This is a genomic window from Halogranum rubrum (assembly GCF_900114455.1).
GTDB lineage: Archaea > Halobacteriota > Halobacteria > Halobacteriales > Haloferacaceae > Halogranum > Halogranum rubrum.
The window spans coordinates 573730-590281 of record NZ_FOTC01000001.1 but is presented as its reverse complement, the minus strand read 5'-3'; the positions used below and the strand labels follow the sequence as shown (position 1 = coordinate 590281).

18 protein-coding genes are annotated in these 16552 nt (G+C 62.6%); 15 read left to right on the top strand and 3 right to left on the bottom strand.

Translation table 11 applies throughout. From position 1 onward, the window contains the following. Positions 1-158: 158 nt before the first annotated feature. From BM083_RS02815 to BM083_RS02760, 12 genes are all read left to right on the top strand, one after another. Complete coding sequence (locus BM083_RS02815; RefSeq protein ID WP_089865482.1) at positions 159-2108, top strand: acetate--CoA ligase; 1950 nt, start codon at positions 159-161, stop codon at positions 2106-2108. Between the two features lie 141 nt (positions 2109-2249). Further along, positions 2250-3989 carry a bacterio-opsin activator domain-containing protein gene (locus tag BM083_RS02810; protein ID WP_089865479.1) on the top strand — a complete coding sequence of 580 codons (1740 nt, stop codon included), beginning with the start codon at positions 2250-2252 and terminating at the stop codon, positions 3987-3989. A gap of 247 nt (positions 3990-4236) precedes the next feature. Beyond that, positions 4237-6228, top strand: coding sequence for an acetate--CoA ligase (gene acs, locus BM083_RS02805; RefSeq protein ID WP_089865475.1), 1992 nt, complete (start codon positions 4237-4239; stop codon positions 6226-6228). 61 nt (positions 6229-6289) lie between these two features. After that, entirely contained in the window at positions 6290-6742 is a 453-nt protein-coding gene (locus BM083_RS02800; protein ID WP_089865472.1) for a DUF4212 domain-containing protein, read from the top strand. Beyond that, positions 6739-8424: a sodium:solute symporter family transporter gene (locus BM083_RS02795; RefSeq protein ID WP_089865470.1), complete on the top strand. Its 1686-nt coding sequence runs from the start codon at positions 6739-6741 to the stop codon at positions 8422-8424. The genes BM083_RS02800 and BM083_RS02795 overlap by 4 nt, the downstream gene beginning before the upstream one ends. Positions 8425-8432: 8 nt before the next feature. Further along, positions 8433-8900: a universal stress protein gene (locus BM083_RS02790; protein WP_089865467.1), complete on the top strand. Its 468-nt coding sequence runs from the start codon at positions 8433-8435 to the stop codon at positions 8898-8900. Next, positions 8897-9136: a DUF8119 family protein gene (locus tag BM083_RS02785; RefSeq protein WP_009376675.1), complete on the top strand. Its 240-nt coding sequence runs from the start codon at positions 8897-8899 to the stop codon at positions 9134-9136. Before BM083_RS02790 ends, BM083_RS02785 begins: the two co-directional genes overlap by 4 nt. 221 nt (positions 9137-9357) lie before the next feature. Further along, positions 9358-9798 carry a DoxX family membrane protein gene (locus tag BM083_RS02780; RefSeq protein WP_089865464.1) on the top strand — a complete coding sequence of 147 codons (441 nt, stop codon included), beginning with the start codon at positions 9358-9360 and terminating at the stop codon, positions 9796-9798. Positions 9799-9940: 142 nt separating this feature from the next. Continuing rightward, the gene (locus BM083_RS02775) at positions 9941-10450 is read left to right on the top strand and encodes a metal-dependent hydrolase (protein WP_143085665.1); all 510 of its coding nucleotides are present in this window, start codon (positions 9941-9943) and stop codon (positions 10448-10450) included. Further along, positions 10447-11070, top strand: a complete 624-nt coding sequence (locus tag BM083_RS02770) for a hypothetical protein (RefSeq protein ID WP_089865457.1) — start codon at positions 10447-10449, stop codon at positions 11068-11070. The genes BM083_RS02775 and BM083_RS02770 overlap by 4 nt, the downstream gene beginning before the upstream one ends. Before the next feature lie 89 nt (positions 11071-11159). Next, entirely contained in the window at positions 11160-11366 is a 207-nt protein-coding gene (locus BM083_RS02765) for a hypothetical protein (protein WP_089865454.1), read from the top strand. Positions 11367-11437: 71 nt separating this feature from the next. After that, positions 11438-12325 (top strand): universal stress protein, encoded by an 888-nt coding sequence (locus BM083_RS02760; protein ID WP_089865451.1) that lies wholly within the window; start codon positions 11438-11440, stop codon positions 12323-12325. A 3-nt stretch (positions 12326-12328) separates the two neighbouring features. On the opposite strand, the gene BM083_RS02755 is transcribed toward BM083_RS02760, so the two are convergent. Continuing rightward, on the bottom strand, positions 12329-12706 hold the full coding sequence (locus BM083_RS02755; protein ID WP_089865448.1) for a hypothetical protein: 378 nt from the start codon (positions 12704-12706) through the stop codon (positions 12329-12331). 168 nt (positions 12707-12874) lie between these two features. On the opposite strand from BM083_RS02755, the gene BM083_RS02750 reads away from it, so the two are divergent. Further along, positions 12875-13159 (top strand): hypothetical protein, encoded by a 285-nt coding sequence (locus BM083_RS02750; RefSeq protein ID WP_089865446.1) that lies wholly within the window; start codon positions 12875-12877, stop codon positions 13157-13159. A 60-nt stretch (positions 13160-13219) separates the two neighbouring features. On the opposite strand, the gene BM083_RS23910 is transcribed toward BM083_RS02750, so the two are convergent. Further along, on the bottom strand, positions 13220-13354 hold the full coding sequence (locus tag BM083_RS23910; protein ID WP_281244147.1) for a hypothetical protein: 135 nt from the start codon (positions 13352-13354) through the stop codon (positions 13220-13222). 392 nt (positions 13355-13746) lie between these two features. Here BM083_RS23910 and BM083_RS02745 point away from each other — a divergent pair, with 392 nt between their 5' ends. Together BM083_RS02745 and BM083_RS02740 are read left to right on the top strand one after the other, a co-directional pair. Continuing rightward, positions 13747-15066: an RNA-guided endonuclease InsQ/TnpB family protein gene (locus BM083_RS02745; protein WP_089868319.1), complete on the top strand. Its 1320-nt coding sequence runs from the start codon at positions 13747-13749 to the stop codon at positions 15064-15066. 298 nt (positions 15067-15364) lie between these two features. Next, positions 15365-15799 carry a hypothetical protein gene (locus tag BM083_RS02740; RefSeq protein WP_143085664.1) on the top strand — a complete coding sequence of 145 codons (435 nt, stop codon included), beginning with the start codon at positions 15365-15367 and terminating at the stop codon, positions 15797-15799. A 25-nt stretch (positions 15800-15824) separates the two neighbouring features. Here BM083_RS02740 and BM083_RS02735 read toward each other — a convergent pair whose 3' ends face one another. Then, positions 15825-16451: an RNA 2'-phosphotransferase gene (locus BM083_RS02735; RefSeq protein WP_089865440.1), complete on the bottom strand. Its 627-nt coding sequence runs from the start codon at positions 16449-16451 to the stop codon at positions 15825-15827. Positions 16452-16552 lie beyond the last annotated feature (101 nt).

Genomic DNA, 16552 nt, shown 5'->3' with positions numbered 1-16552 from the left:
AGATATCGACGAGAGTGTAAAACCACGAGCAGTGCGCGAAGACGACAGATGGGCCCGTGGACGCGAGGGACGGCCGACGCTCTTCGTCGGGAACCGACGCGGCAGTGAGTGCCGACAGGGCAAACATCTTTGACAACTCTTCCCAAAGGACAGAACGAATGTCCGACGGGAGGAACGACACGGCGGTGAGTCAGTTGCCGGCGGACGACGCCCTCAGCCCTCCACCTGCGTTCGTTGACCAGGCGAACGTGACCGACCCGAAGGTGTACGATGCGTTCGACGCGGAGTGGCCGACGTGTTGGCGTCGTGCCGCCGACTTGCTGACGTGGACCCACGAGCCAGAGACCGTGCTCGACGACGACGATAGTGACGGCGTCCGCTGGTTCCCCGGCGGCCGTCTCAACGCCAGCGAGAACTGTCTGGACCGCCACATCGAAGCCGGGCGGAAGAACCAGACGGCGATACAGTGGGAGGGCAAACTCGGCGAGACGCGAGCCAAGACGTACCAGGAACTCTACCAGGACGTAAACGCCTTCGCGGCCGGACTCCGTGACCTCGGCGTCGAAGCGGACGACGTCGTCACGCTGTTCATGCCGGTGATTCCCGAGTTGGTCGTCGCGATGCTCGCGTGCGCCCGCATCGGCGCACCACACTCTGTCGTCTTCGCCGGATTCTCCGCGGACGCGCTGGCGACGCGGATGGAACGCGCGGAGTCGGACGTGCTCGTCACCTGCGACGGCTACTACCGTCGCGGGAACGCCGTCGACCTCCTCCGGAAAGCAGACAACGCCTGTCTCTCGGTCCCGTACTCGACGACAGAGATCGTCGTCGACCACCTGGACGGTGACCAGTTCTTCGGAGACAGACACCGGTACCGTGAGATACTGACTGCTCACGACGGTGAGACGGTCGACCCCGTCGAGCGAGCGAGCGACGACGTTCTGTTCTACATCTACACGTCGGGGACGACGGGCGAACCGACGCAGGTCCGACACACGACCGGCGGCTATCTGTCGCACGTCGCGTGGACGAGTCACGCCGTCCTCGACCTCGAAGCGCGCGACACACACTGGTGTACCGCCGACATCGGGTGGATCACCGGCCACTCCTACGTCGTCTACGGGCCACTCGCACTCGGCACGACGACGGTCCTCTACGAGGGGACGCCGGACGAACCCGAGAAGACCCGCTTCTGGAAGATCATCGAGCGAAACGCCGTCGACGTGTTTTACACCGCACCGACGGCCGTCCGCGCGTTCATGAAGTGGGGCGCGGAGTACCCCGACGCCTACGACCTCTCGTCGCTTCGGTTGCTCGGCACGGTCGGCGAACCGATCGACGAGACGGCGTGGTGGTGGTTCTACGACCACGTCGGCGGCGGCGAGTGCCCCATTGTCGACACGTGGTGGCAGACCGAGACGGGCGGCATGATGCTGTCGACGCTGCCCGCCATCGACGCGATGCGTCCGAGTATCGTCGGCCGCCCACTACCGGGTATCGAGGTGGGCGTCCACGACAGTCTCGGCGACGAAGTCCCGAGAGGAGAGACGGGCCAGTTGGTCGTGACGAAGCCGTGGCCGGGACAACCGAAGTCGCTCTGCGACGGTACGGCGTGGGACAGAGCCCACACGACGGACGACAGCGAGCACTGGCGCTACCTGACAGGCGACAGTGCGGTGCAACACGACGACGGCTACGTCAGTATCCTCGGCCGACTGGACGACGTGGTCACCGTCGCCGGCCAGCGGTTGGGAACGACCGAAATCGAGTCGGCCATTGTCGCGACAACGGGCGTCGCCGAGGCGGCCGTCGTCGGCGGCGACGACGGGGTGCAAGGGACGGCGGTCCACGCCTACGTGAGTCCCGAAGCCAACGTCGTGGGCGACGACGAGTTACGACAGCACGTCTGTGACAACGTCGAGGCGGCAATCGGTCCCGTCGCCGTCCCGACGACGGTGACGTTCACCACCGCGTTGCCGAAGACGCGCTCCGGGAAGATTCTCCGGCGCTACCTCGAAGCCATCGCCAACGGCGAAGACCCGGGCGATACGAGTGCGCTGCGGAACCCGGAAGTCGTCGGTGAACTCGAAACCCTCGTCGACAACTGAGTTCGCGAACCGAGCGAACGCCGAACCGATTTTGCGGATAACGGAAGTCGAGCGCACAGCCGAAAATTCAGTTCGAAGAGCGCTACGTCTCTCCACCGAGCCGAAGAGCTTTCGGTGTTTGGGAGAAAAGCGAAACAAGAGATGATAGAGACCACGAGTCGGACGTACCTCACGTCGGTGGAGTTCGATCAGGTCCGACACGCCGCCGAGACGTATCGTGAGGACCTCGTGGTGTCGCTCGCGGGGCTCGTCGGACTCCGACCGGCAGAGATTACCCGTGTCCGACTCGGTGATCTCAGAGAGTATCGACGCGACGGAACACCGTGGTATCTCCTCTACGTCCGCGAAGACGACGAAGCGGGCGAAAACCGGACAGCGTACGTCCCACGAGACGTCGCACACGACCTGCAGAAGTTCGCGAACGGTGACGGTATCGACCCCGACACCCCCATCTTCGACGTGAGTGCACGGCGGATACAGATGCTCGTGTCGGCGGTCAGCGACCGGACGACAACCGAACGCCTCCAATCCGTCTCCTCACGCGATCTCCGGCAGGGTTTCGCGTATCGGCTTCTCGTCGAAGAAGCGGTTCACCCACGAGTCGTCCAAGCGATCGGCGGATGGAACAGCCTCGACAGTCTCGCGTCGTTCTTCGAGACGCCGAGTGACACCGACATCCTCGACGCGTGCACGGGCGTCGACGAGCGAGAAGCCGCCCCGACAACGACGAAGACGGAGAGACAGCCCGCCGACCGGCAGTTCGTGAACCGCGCAGACGACCTCGTCCGGTGCTTCGAGACGCTCGGCGAGCACCTCGAAGACGCCTCGACGCACGCAGACGTCGTCACCACGTCGTGTACCGCGTTGGTGACGTGCTTCGCAGGTGTCTGGTTCTGCGACGAGAACGGAAACCCCCACGAACGCGCCGGGCGAGCGACGCACTCGGCGGCGACGCTCCGAGCGGCACTCGACGAGACGGACGCTCTCGCGACGCTCACCCGCGACGAAGGAGACGAATCGACGGACATCGTCGTCGACGAGTCCAGAGAAGACGCGCTGTGCGTCGTCGCGGTCCAGTCGGCCGACACCGTCCACGGCTACCTCTGTGTGACGGACCGGGCGTTCGACGCCACGAGTCGGCGTGCGCTCGTCGACGTCGGCCGGCGGGTCGGGCGGACCCTCGTCGCCGTCGAGCGAAAACAGTTGCTGCTCGCCGACACGGGTGTCGAACTCACGATGCAGAGCACCGCCCACGAGTCGATGCTCGTCGCTGCATCGAGTCGCCTCGACTGCCGCTTCGAACTCGAAGGCGTCGTGCCGGTTGCCTCGGGGTCGCTCCTCCATTTCGTCACCATCAGTGGGGCCAGTGTTCGAGACGTCCTCGACGTCGTCGGCGACGCCGAACAGGTACAGGACGCTCGACTCGTCCGCGATTACGGCGAGGAAGCACTCGTCGAACTCGTCGTCTCGGGACCGGCACTCGCGGTGACGATGGTCGAAACCGGCGGGTCAGTCAGAGCGCTCACGGTCGAAGACGGAGTCGCACGTATCACGGGTGTCTTCTCCGGGCACGCGGACGTTCGCGGCATCGTCGAGCGGTTCACGACCACGTTTCCAGACTCCCATCTCCACGCGAAACGCGACGTCGACGAACCCGTCCAGACGACGGCACGCGTCGAACACGTCGTCGACGAAGAGTTGACCGAGAAACAGCGGGCGGTCCTCCGTGCAGCGTTCTTGTCTGGCTACTTCGAGTGGCCGCGCGGGAGTACCGCCGAGGAGTTGGCTGCCTCGATGGACATCTCCTCGCCGACGTTACACAACCATCTGCGGAAAGCCCAACAGAAGGTGTTGGCTGCAGTGCTCTCTGAGACCAGCTAGCCATTTATGGTTAATTTCTATACATTCTCTCTCTTCGGACTCTCTACGCCGTGAACTGTGGTGTCGGCTCGGCGACGACACTAACTGTTTAGCCACTCTCTCACTCCAGCGACACTCCATCGTCCGTCCCCGTGAGACACAGCGTGTAGATACGAGCCGTGAGACAGTCGCACACGGCGTTCTTAATGATTGTTCGGAGGTTAGACGGGGTATTTATAGGGCTTACTCGTCGTTGTGAAGCTACCACATGACAGATGGTGATCCAGACGTCGAGCTCGAGGCACGGCTCGCAGAGCAAGAGCGATTCGAACCCCCCGAGAGCTTCGTCGAGCAGGCGAACGTCTCGGATGCGGGTATCTACGACGAGTTCGAAGAGAACTGGCCGGAGTGCTGGGAGGGAGCGGCCGACCTCCTGGATTGGGACGAGGACTACGACACCGTCCTCGACGACTCGAACCCGCCGTTCTACGAGTGGTTCACTGGTGGCTCACTCAACGCCTCCACCAACTGTCTCGACCGACATCTCGACGAGCGCGGCGACGAAGTCGCCATCGAGTGGGTCGGCGAACCGGTAGAGGAGGACAACCGGAGCTACACCTACGAAGAACTCCACCGCGAAGTCAACGAGTTCGCGGCCGGGCTCCGTGACCTCGGTGTCGAAGAGGACGAAGTCGTCACGATGTACATGCCGATGGTACCGGAACTGGCCATCGCCATGCTCGCGTGTGCCCGCATCGGCGCACCGCACTCCGTCGTCTTCGCCGGCTTCTCCGCAGACGCGCTCGCGACGCGGATGAACGCCGCCGACTCGGAGTATCTCGTCACCTGTGACGGCTACTACCGCCGCGGTGACCCGCTTCCGCACAAGGAGAAGGCCGACGAAGGACTGGCGGGCGTCGACCACGACGTACAGACGGTCGTCGTCGACCGTCTCGGCGACGTCTCGGACCACGAGATGGGCGAGAACCAGTACGACTACGCCGACCTCGTCGCCGAGAACGAGGGTGCAGACGTCGAACCCGTCCAGCGTGATGCCGAGGACATGCTGTTCCTGATGTACACCTCGGGAACCACCGGGGAGCCGAAAGGTGTCAAACACACCACCGGCGGCTACCTCTCGTGGGTCTCGTGGACCTCGCAGGCAGTCCTCGACATCAAACCCGAAGACACCTACTTCTGTTCGGCCGACATCGGCTGGATTACGGGTCACTCCTACATCGTCTACGGGCCGCTCGCACTCGGCACGACGACGATGATGTACGAGGGAACCCCCGACTACCCCGACAAGGACCGTCTCTGGGACATCATCGAAGAGTACGAGGCCGACCAACTGTACACCGCGCCGACGGCGATTCGGGCGTTCATGAAGTGGGGTTCGAGTTACCCGGAGAAACACGACCTCTCGTCGCTCCGCCTACTGGGAACGGTCGGTGAACCCATCAACCCACGCGCGTGGAAGTGGTACTACAAGCACATCGGTGGCGAGGAGTGCCCCATCGTCGACACGTGGTGGCAGACCGAGACGGGCGGCATGATGGTGACGACGCTCCCCGGCGTGAAGGACATGAAGCCTGGGTCGGCCGGTCCGGCACTCCCCGGACTGGACGTCCAAATCGTCGACACGAAAGGTGAGACGGTAGAGCCGGGTCGTGCGGGCTATCTCACCGTCCAGAAACCGTGGCCGGGGATGCTCAGAACGCTCTACAACAACGACGAACGCTACATCGAGGAGTACTGGGCGGAGTACTCCGACACCGACAGCGACGACACCGACGACTGGGTCTACTTCCCCGAAGACGGTGCGAAGATAGACGAAGACGGCTACATCACCGTCCTCGGCCGCGTCGACGACGTCATCAACGTCTCCGGTCACCGGCTGGGGACGATGGAGATCGAGTCGGCCATCGTCGGCGTCGAAGGCGTCGCCGAAGCGGCCGTCGTCGGCGGCAACCACGACGTGAAGGGTGAAGCGGTCTACGCGTACGTCATCCTCGAAGACGGCTACGAGGAGAGCGACGAGATGCGCCAGCGCGTCGTCGACGGGGTCGACGATGCCATCGGTCCCATCGCTCGACCCGAACAGGTCGTCTTCACGCCAGAGTTGCCGAAGACGCGCTCTGGGAAGATCATGCGTCGCCTGCTCGAAGACATCGCCAACGGCGACGAACTCGGCAACACCTCGACGCTGCGGAACCCCGACGTCGTCAAGGACATCGCCACGAAAGTGAGCGGCGACTGAGCGAGACGAACCGTCTTTTTGACACACGACACCGCCGACACGACAGCACACACATTCACACATGGCAGAGAAAGACACGCACACGAGAGACGGGGCGAGGCCAGCCGAACCCGACGGTGGCACGCTCACGCAGGCCGCACAGGCACATCAGAACACGAACTATCTCGACGAGGAGGTGAACCTCCTCAATCCGAGTACGGCGTTCATGCGAGACCACCTCAAAGTCGTCTGGATCGGGTTCATCGTCTGGGCGCTCATCGTCTTCGGGCCGGTGACGGCGACGCTCGTCGCCCCCGAAGTGATGACGACGACGATGCCGGTGCTGGGCTTCCCGTGGCACTACTTCCTCGTCGCCTTCTGTGCACCGACGGGTGCGCTCATCTTGGCGGCTATCTACGCCCGCCAGCGGGACAAACTCGACGAGAAGTACGGTATCGACCCCAGCACCCCTGCACCCACGGAGAGCAGTGAATCGGCCGACGCGGCGGCCACCGACGGAGGTGTCGCCGAATGACGCCACTCCTCCCGCTGCAAGCCGAAGCACTCGACATCTCGTTCAAACTCATTCCCGCCATCATCGTCTTCTTGATGATGGCGTCGTTCCTCGTCATCGGCTACATCTTCAAGGTGGCCGACGCCGACGGGATGTGGGTCGCCGGTCGGGGAATCGGAAACATCGAGAACGGGATGGCTATCGGGGCCAACTGGATGTCGGCCGCATCCTACCTCGGACTGGCGGGACTGGTCGCCCTCTCGGGGTTCTACGGTCTCGCGTTCATCGTCGGCTGGACCACCGGCTACTTCGTGCTACTCATCTTCCTCGCCGCACAGATGCGGCGGTTCGGGAAGTACACCGCGCCTGACTTCGTCGCCGACCGCTTCAACTCGCCGACGGCCCGCGCGCTGGCGGCGTTCACGACGCTGCTCATCGCGTACGTCTACTCGGTCGGACAGGCCCGCGGGATGGGACTGGTCGGCCAGTACGTCTTCGGACTCGACATCATCCCGATGATCGTCGTGATGATGACGCTCACCGTCGGCTATCTGACGCTCTCGGGGATGTTGGGCGCGACGAAGAACATGGCCGTCCAGTACGTCATCCTCATCCTCGCGTTCCTCGCGGGCATCTACGTCGTCGGCTTCACGCAGGGCTACTCGACGATTCTGCCGCAGATAGAGTACGGGGCGCTCATCAACGACCTGAGTACCGAGTTCTCCGCCCCCTTCATCAACAGCTCCTACTACATCTGGATCGCGACGGCGTTCTCGCTCATCTTCGGAACCTGCGGACTCCCGCACGTCCTCGTGCGGTTCTACACGGTCAAGAGCGAACGGACGGCCCGCTGGTCGACGGTCTGGGGCCTGTTCTTCATCCTCCTGCTCTACTGGGGTGCACCCGCGATGGCGGCGTTCGGCGTCGACCTCTTCGCGCAGGTGAACAACCTCTCGCCGGACGCCGTCTACTCCGGCGAACAGGCGATGTCGGGTGCGGAGGGTGACGTCATCGTCGTCCTCGCCGCGCAGTTCGCCGACCTCCCGCGCTGGTTCGTCGGCCTCGTGGCCGCCGGCGGGATGGCTGCTGCGATTGCGACGACGGCGGGGCTGTTCATCACCGCCTCCTCCGCAGTCGCACACGACATCTACTCGGAACTCATCAACCCCGACGCGACGCAGCGCCAACAGGTGCTCATCGGTCGTGCGACCATCGTCGCTATCGGCGCACTCGTCACCGTCACCGCGTTCAACCCGCCGGCACTCATCGGCGAACTCGTCGCCTACGCGTTCTCGCTCGCGGGAACCGTGCTGTTCCCGATGTTCTTCCTCGGTCTGTGGTGGGAGAACACCAACCGACAGGGCGCACTGGCCGGGATGACCGTCGGCCTCCTGCTGTGGATAACCTCCGTCATCAACAGCGTGCTCCCGGCGTACGTCGGCTTCCTCGCCGACATCGCCGGTGGCTCCGGACAGGCCATCATCCCGATATACGCGCAGTACGTGCCGCCAATCGGCGCTGCACTGGTCGGGACGCCGCTGGTCTTCCTCGTCACCATCGCCGTCTCGCTGGTGACGCCGGAACCGCCGCTGGAGACCAAACAGATGGTCCGCCAGTGTCACAGCCCCGAACCGATGGGCCAGCAACAGAGCGCAGAAGACTTCGTCTCCAGTAGTGGCGGCGAGACACCTGCTGACGACTAATCGAGACCATGTACGACAACATCCTCATCCCAACCGACGGAAGCGCCACGGCGAACGTCGCAGTCGACCACGCCGTCGAACTCGCGGCGACGTACGGCGCGCAACTGCACGCGCTGTACGTCGTCGACATCGACGCGGTAAACTTCGGCCTCGGGACCGAACAGGTCGACCGTATCACCCAGGGTAACTTCGGCGAGATGACCGACCTCCAAGAGAAAGCGGACAAGGCGACAGGCACCGTCGCCGCAGCGGCCGCCGACCACGACGTCGACGTCCGCGAGGAGGTACGCGTCGGTGCACCGCACAGAGTCATCGCCGACTACGCCGACGACGAGGACATCGACCTCGTCGTGATGGGCAGTCACGGCCGCTCCGGCGTCGAGCGAGCGCTCCTCGGGAGCGTCACGGAACGGGTGCTCCGCTCGACGCACCGCCCGGTGCTCGTCATCGACGAACGCAGAGGTGAGGAGAAGTGAGCGACGACGCCGGCGTCGTCGCCACCATCCGGAACCACGTCGACGAACACCGCGACGGGATGGTCGTCGACCTCGTGTTCGCACTCACGTGGGTGACAGTCGTGTCGCTCCTGTTCGAACTCGTCCAGGGACCGAGTTGGGCCTACCAACTCTGTCTCGCGGCGGGCGTCGTCGCGTACTTCGGCTTCTTCACGTCGCTGTCGATGGCGAAAGAGCAGACGTCGTCGACGCAGTAGTCCGCTCAACGACTCGCCGTCTCTTCTCCGCTCGTCCTCTCTCCGCTCGCGGTGCTGAGACGACGAGCGCTTGCACCTCGATTGCGTCGGCGATACCTGTGGTTATATCCGCGTGTTAATCCAACGTAGACGCACTATGGGACAAATATGCCGGCTCGAACAGTCGAACGGACAGACGAGTAAGGGCGTGATTGGCCGTGTCGCGTGAGCTATCGAACGAGATGGCCACGCGATGGGGTCCAGTGCTAGTTCGACTCGCACTGGGGGTTCCGATGCTCGTCTCCGGCGTGGGGAAGGTACTCGGAGTCGGACCGAAGGCGTCGGGTATCTCCGGATTCGCCGGGTTCCTGTCGAGTCTCGGTGTTCCGCTGCCGACGCTCGCCGCGTGGGGAGTCGGACTCCTCGAACTCGTCGGCGGAGCACTTCTCCTCGTCGGGTTGCTCGTCCGTGTGACGGGCGCGCTGGTCGCACTCGACATGCTCGTGGCGACGGTGCTCGTCCACCTCCCGGACGGCTACGGTGGCATCGAACTGACGCTCGTGTTGACGCTGATTGCAGGCTCGCTCGTGCTCAGCGGTCCCGGTGCGCTCTCGCTCGAACGTGCCCTCTTCGAGCGCGAACTCTTCGCCGGCGCCGTCGGTCAGACGGCACGACCGGACTGACCGCACTCGGGAGCAGCGTCCGGTGTCCGCCGTCGGACTGCTCACCCTTCTCTAGAAAACAGCGAGAGTTCCACGGGTCACCCGACCCGTGGTCGTTTCCCCGGCCACATCGTATTTGAAACGTTCCCGCGTACGGAGAGGCGTGCAATCTCCTGGCCACATCGGCATGGCACTCCTCTTCGCCGCCCCCGCGTGGCTCGTCTTCTCGGAGTGGAAGTCGAGCGTGGCGTTCACCGCGTTGGCAGCGTCGACGGGGATGCTGCCCGACGCAGACCTCGTGTTGATGAAGTACTTCTTCATCGAACACCACGGGCTGACGCACAGTTTCGTGTTCACCATCCCCACGGCCCTGCTGCTCGGCGGGGTCGTCTCGGGTGCCTACATCGCAATCCGCGGGGAGGGGCGAACGTCCAAGTGGGCGATATTCGGCTTCGCCGCCTTGGGGCTGTTCACCGGGATGACCGCCCACATGTTCGCGGACATGCTGACGACGCCCGACATCGCACCGCCGATAAAGCCGTTGTATCCGCTCTTGACTGACCGAGTCATCCTCGACGTGGCGTTCGTGAAGTCGAAACTGTGGAACCTCGGCACACTCGCACTCGGTATCGTCGTCCAAGCAGCGTTCGGTCTCAGGGCCTATCTCAAATGAACAGACGCACCTTCCTCACGACAGCAGCAGTCGCGTCGACTGGACTCGCCGGATGTACCGCCAGCGGCGACGACGGCGGTGACAGCGGCGACCTGAAACTCGGCGGTCAGCCGACCAAGACCGTCTCCTCGAAGATGACCGGCGGAGAGGAGATGGCGTTCGGCGAGACGTACGAACTACCGCAGGTCACGCTCTCGCTCGGCGAACCCCGCACGACGAAGCGCTACACGTGGAGTAAAGACGGAGAGACACAACAGGCGGAAGCGGGCGAGGGGAAACAGTGGGTCGTCGTCCCAGTACACACCAAGAACACGACGAACAGGACGGTCCGACTGCCGTTGACGCAGAACTTCCTCGGCGTCGTCGGCAACATCGTCTTCCACCCCGGTCGAAACAAGAGCGTCTCTGCGAAGTACATCGGCGGAAAAGTCGAGGGTGGTGAAGAGCGGCGCGGCGACATGATGTTTCTCACTCCGTCGGACGTCTCGCCCGAGTCGTTCAGCGTCCTCTACGAGGAATCCCGGACGAGCGGGGAGTACAAGGTCTGGTGGAAGTCGTCGACGCAGGCCGGCAGTTCCGACAACTCCAGTAGCACGAACGACTCGAACAGTTCGAACTGAGGCTGTCGCCACTGACGACCCGTAGAGCGGTCGAAGATGCTTGCAAGTGCAGGCCACATCGTGAAGAGCACTGCCGACGGACTGTGCGTGTGCCAGACATCGGAAGCCCAGCGGGATTCGACGTCGCGACAGTGCTGACTGGTTCGGGAGTGACGCTTCTCCTCTCTGCCGGAATCATGACCTACGGTGACCGCCTCCAGTTCAGTTCCGGCGAGTTGTACGGTATCAGCGGTATCGTCCTCGTCGTGCTCGGCGTCCTCGTCGGACTTGTGCTCGTCGCGACGGGCAACCGGTGAGTCTTCGCCACCGGAACTGACCCGCTGAACGCACGGCGTTTGTTTTTGTTGCTGTCGGTCGTAGTGGTGGTATGTTCGACGGCGTACTGTTTCCGACAGACGGAAGCGAAGGGACGATACCAACACTAGAGCACGCACTCGACGTTGCGAGTACCCACGGAGCGACGCTGCATCTCCTCTACGTAGCGGACACGACCCGAGACAGCGTCACGCAGATTCACGGCGAAATCGTCGACGCACTCGAAGCGGTGGGTGAAGACGTCCTCGACGATGCTGCGGAGCGCGCACGGCGCCGCGGCGTCACGACGGTGACGGAGATTCGGCAGGGCGAACCCTACCGCGAAATCGTCGGCTACGCCACGGCCACCGACCTCGATCTCGTCATCATGCCGACTCGCGGTCGAAGCGGACTCGGCAGACTGCTCCTCGGGAGTACGACCGAACGCGTCGTCAGGCGGTCGGACGTGCCCGTACTCACGATTCGACCGGACGCCGACGCGACCCAGACCGACCACTCCTACCCCTACCGAAACGTCCTCGTCCCGACCGACGGGAGTACGTGCGCGGAGACGGCAGTGGCGCTCGGCATCGACCTCAGCGCCGTCGACGACGCGACACTCCACTTGCTCTCGGTCGTCGATATCGCCAGTCTAGGGATGGACACACGGGTTGAACTCCAGATCGAGGGATTCGAACAGCGCGCCGAGGAGACGGTGGCCGACGCAGCGACGACTGCGCGAGAGGGTGGCGTCGAGACGGTGACGACGGCCGTGGAGACGTCGACGTCGATTCACCGCGCGATTCTCTCGTACGTCGAGAACCACGACATCGACGTCGTCGTGGTGGGGACACACGGACGAACCGGGTTCGACCGCTACCTACTGGGTAGTGTGACCGAAAAACTCGTCCGAACGTCACCGGTACCCGTGTTGACGGTCCGAGAGTCGGTGGAGGAGTGAACTTCAGGCGACCATCGCCGTCGCCACCAAGCCGAGGATGCTCCACGCAGCGACGCCGAGGAGCAGGAAGACGACCGGACGCGAGCGAATCGACGGGACCATCGTCTTCGTACTGCCGGGCGTGAAGTCGCCACGTCCGCTCTCGGCACTCCCACCACCAGCGTCGCCGCTGACGTTACCCTCGGCGGCGAGTCCCGGCCCGACGTCGCTCGCACCGGCGAGGATGCCACCGATGCACAGCGTCACGATGACGAGCGGCATCAACACGTAGCGAAACGGGAAGTCGGCCAGATAGCTCGCACCGAGCGCGACGGCGACGACCACGGCGGCGAGCACACCACCGTAGACGGCGATTTCTCGGCGGACGTGTGGCTGAACCATGTCCGGTCTCTGTCACTCTCGACTATATCTTTTCTGGTGACACACTGTAACAATCACCAGTGGTTTTCACGACCGAAGAGCGGAGGAAGCCGACGTCTCGCTAGAGACGACGGCGAACGAGTGCGAGGCGAGCGCAACTACTATTAGCATAGTTCATCATTAATTACTATGTACTATCCAGGAGGTGGCACACGTCTCGACGACGAGCAGGGACAACAACCAGTTCCAGTGCGAGAACAGTACATCTGTGGCTGTCTCGCGTTCGTCGTTACGGCTCTGGTGACGTCCGTGCTGTACTCGGTGTTGGTGAGCGCCGTGATGGGTCTCGGCCTCGTCGCGACGTCTGTGCTCGTCATCGCCCTCACGATGGCTTGGTTCCTGCTGTGGGAACTCTTCGTCGTCGTATGGGAGTGGCGTGCTGGACGGCTGTCAAGGCCGAACGTACAGCGGTGAGCGGCAGTAGACTGACGACTGGGCGAGCGTGACGTTCGACGACGTGGAGACGGCCCGCTCTCACCCGGTCGAGTCGATACCCAAGAGCGACGCCGCTTGTCGGATGTGATACTTCGTCGACTCCGACTCCGCAGTTAGATGCGCCTGTCGAAGGTGATACTCGACCTGTCGGTTGGTCTGCGGAGAGTGTGCCATCGTACGTACAGGAGTAAACGTACTCGGCATATCTGTATCTATTCCCGAAAGGATTTGGCCGATATTAGTTAAAAAGAGAAGTTCTCGTTCGGCGTTGAGTCAGTGGTTCAGCGAGTCGTAGTCGAAGTCGGAAGCCGCCGTCTGCAGTTTGTCGAGGGCGTTCTCTTCGTCTTCGAGGTTCTGTTGGCAGATCGACCACCTCGTCGTGGCCGCCGTGTTCGGCGAGTTGCATCAGGTTCTAAAACTCAAGGAGAATACCCGCGCCTTTAGGCGCGGGATGAATCCGACAACTCCTCCACAACCCACCGTCAATAGCAGGGTCGGATATTTTACATTCTCAGCCCGAACCTTTACAATATACGCGAGTATAACTGGTTATACAGGTGTTCAAGATGTTGGATGTCCACCGCACCCATCGAGCGAAAATCCTCAACCATTCACAGGTGGAGGAGTCGCTTGACCGGCACGGGTGGTCGGCCAGCAAACTCTGGAACGTCGCCAACCACCATTCCCGAGAAGTCTGGGATGAGACGGGCAAGATTCCCGACCACGGTGACCTCAAAGGCGAGTTGAAGACTCATCCAAAATACAAAGGACTGCACTCGCAGTCCAGTCAGCGCGTTCTGGAGGAACTCGCTGAATCCTTCAACTCATGGTACGGCAAGAGGGAATCCGACAATCGAGCGAATCCGCCCGGCTACCGCAAGAAAAACTACTACGACAACAACGGTAACCGCGTCCATGAAGAACACCCTCGTTCAACCGTGACGTGGAAGCAGAAAGGCATCCGTCACGACATCAAAAACGGGCGAGTACGCCTCTCAAAAGGTGCGAATCACAAGGAACACCCCCGCGCGTGGGAATACATCCTTGTCAAATACGAAACCCGCCCCGGTGTCACCGTCGAAAACCTGCAACAAGTCCGCGCCGTCTACGACAAAGCGAAGGGGCGATGGGAACTGCACCTCGTCTGTAAAGACGAAATCAAAACGCCCTCCTCTCCCGGCAACGAGACAGCGGGTGTTGACCTCGGTATCTGCAATTTCTCGGCAGTCGCGTACAGTACCGAGGAAGCCGACCTGTACCCCGGAAACCGCCTGAAACAAGACGGATACTACTTCCCGAAAGAAATCGCCAAATGCGATGATGCAGGTGGGGAAAGAGCCACCCGTCTACACGCGAAGTGGTCGGAGCGTCGCACCCACTTCTTCCACTCCTTAGCGAAACACATCGTTGAACGGTGTGTTGAGCAGGAGGTTGGACGCATCAACGTCGGGAAACTCGCTGGTGTCCGTGAGGATGAGAACGGCGAGTCGAAGGACTGGGGTAAGCACGGAAACCTCGACCTGCACGGGTGGGCGTTCGACCGATTCACCAAGATTCTCACCTACAAGGCGAAGGTCGAGGGTATCGAAGTCGTAGAAGTGTCTGAACGCGACACGAGCAAGACGTGTTGCGTGTGCGGTAGAGAAGACGATAGTCAGCGTGTTGAGCGTGGCTTGTACGTTTGTGAGTCGTGTGATGCGGCGTTCAACGCGGATGTGAACGGGGCGGAGAACATCCGTCTCAACATCAATCAAAGTAACTCCGAGTCTTCCGGGCAGTTGTCCGGGGATAGGAGTACCGGCTGGTTGGCACAGCCCGGGGTCTACCTTCATGACCTCTCCCGAGGATTCCAACCTCGGGCAGAGGTGGTGGACTGCAAACCCTAATATCCCAATCAAGCGGTGCGGTGCCGTGGGATTCCCGCGTCTTCAGGTGCGGGAGGATGTCAAGCGGTCGACGCGGAGAAATCGTCGACGAACTCGGTCCAGCACGACTCGCCGACGAGGAAGTCATCGTCGAGTATCTCGCCGTCTAAGGCGGTGATTTCCGACCCGCGTCTCGGCTTCTTCGTTCGAGGCGGCTCGTCACATCGAGCGTGCTTGCAGGTGAAGGCCACAGTGCTTTCGTCGTGGGGTGAGGCAGTTTCACTAGTTGTCTCTGCGGCAGCTCGGAGTGATATAAACGATGTCTGATACGAATTCCAAGAGCACACGGATGAAGCGCATCGAACAGGGTCTCAACGTCGTGTTCACCGCGCAGGTGACGAAAGAAGTGCTCGCGGCAGTCGACTTCGAGGCGATTCTCGCAGGCGACCCGGCACGCGACGCCGTCGACGTCGACAGACTCGCCGAAGCAGTCGGTCGACCACTCGGCCGCGCACTCGCTCAGTATGTCTTCGACGACGGCGGGAAGTTCGATGTCGTCAAGCGAGCACTCGGGAGCGAAATCGGGAGTCGAATCGCCGCGGAGACGTTCCGAACCGCGACGGAGAACGTCGATATCGACGCGGTCATAGAGACGCTCGTCGAGTTGAGCGAGAGTCAGGTCTCGGAGCCGCCGATGCAGGACGCGATCGACACCTACGTCGAGAACAGCGACGAGCAGACCGCCGATTCGTAGTCGGTCGGAGACAGAACGTCACTCCTCACTCAGAGAGCGTCGTCAGATACGCCGGTGGAACGTAGTCGACAGTGTAGGTGTCGTGACCTCGTTTGTCGACATCGAGTCCGTCTCTGACGAGTGCGTCCGCGTCGACGACGAGGACGACCGGGTCGGCGTCGTGTCTCCGTCCGACCTCGCGTGCATCCTCGACCGTCGCCGAGAGATGGACCTGCTGTCGCCCCATCGGACGGAGTCCCTCCTCGCTAATCGAATCAAGGGTTCGTCGGGCCGTTCCGTGGTACAGTCGGTCGGGAACCATCGAGTCGGTCGCATCGAGTGTCACGTCGACCGAGTGGCCGTAGGCCGCACGAATCGCTCCTTCTCGGCGCTCGAACCGTCCCTTCGGGTCGGTGGCGACGACGGCGTCGACGTGGTCGCGTTCGGCCCACGAATATTTCTGGCAGACGGCGTCGACGAGCGCGTCGTATGCGACCCAGCCGTTCGCGTCGAGCGAGAGGCCCACGTCGTCGGGGAAGTGCCGGAGCGCACCGCTCACGAACGTCGAGAGCCGAGTGCGGCGGTCGTCGTCGAGGACGTGTCGTCCCTCGTTCGCACACACTGGACACGACTCGCCGTCGACGTAGCCGTGGTCCCCACAGAGGCGAATCACAGCCGACGAGAGGGCCGTCTACCTGTAGTAGGTTGCGGGTGAGGCCACGAGACGGTCGTCCGTGTGTCGAATATCGGGGAGGGCCTGACGACCCACCAGTG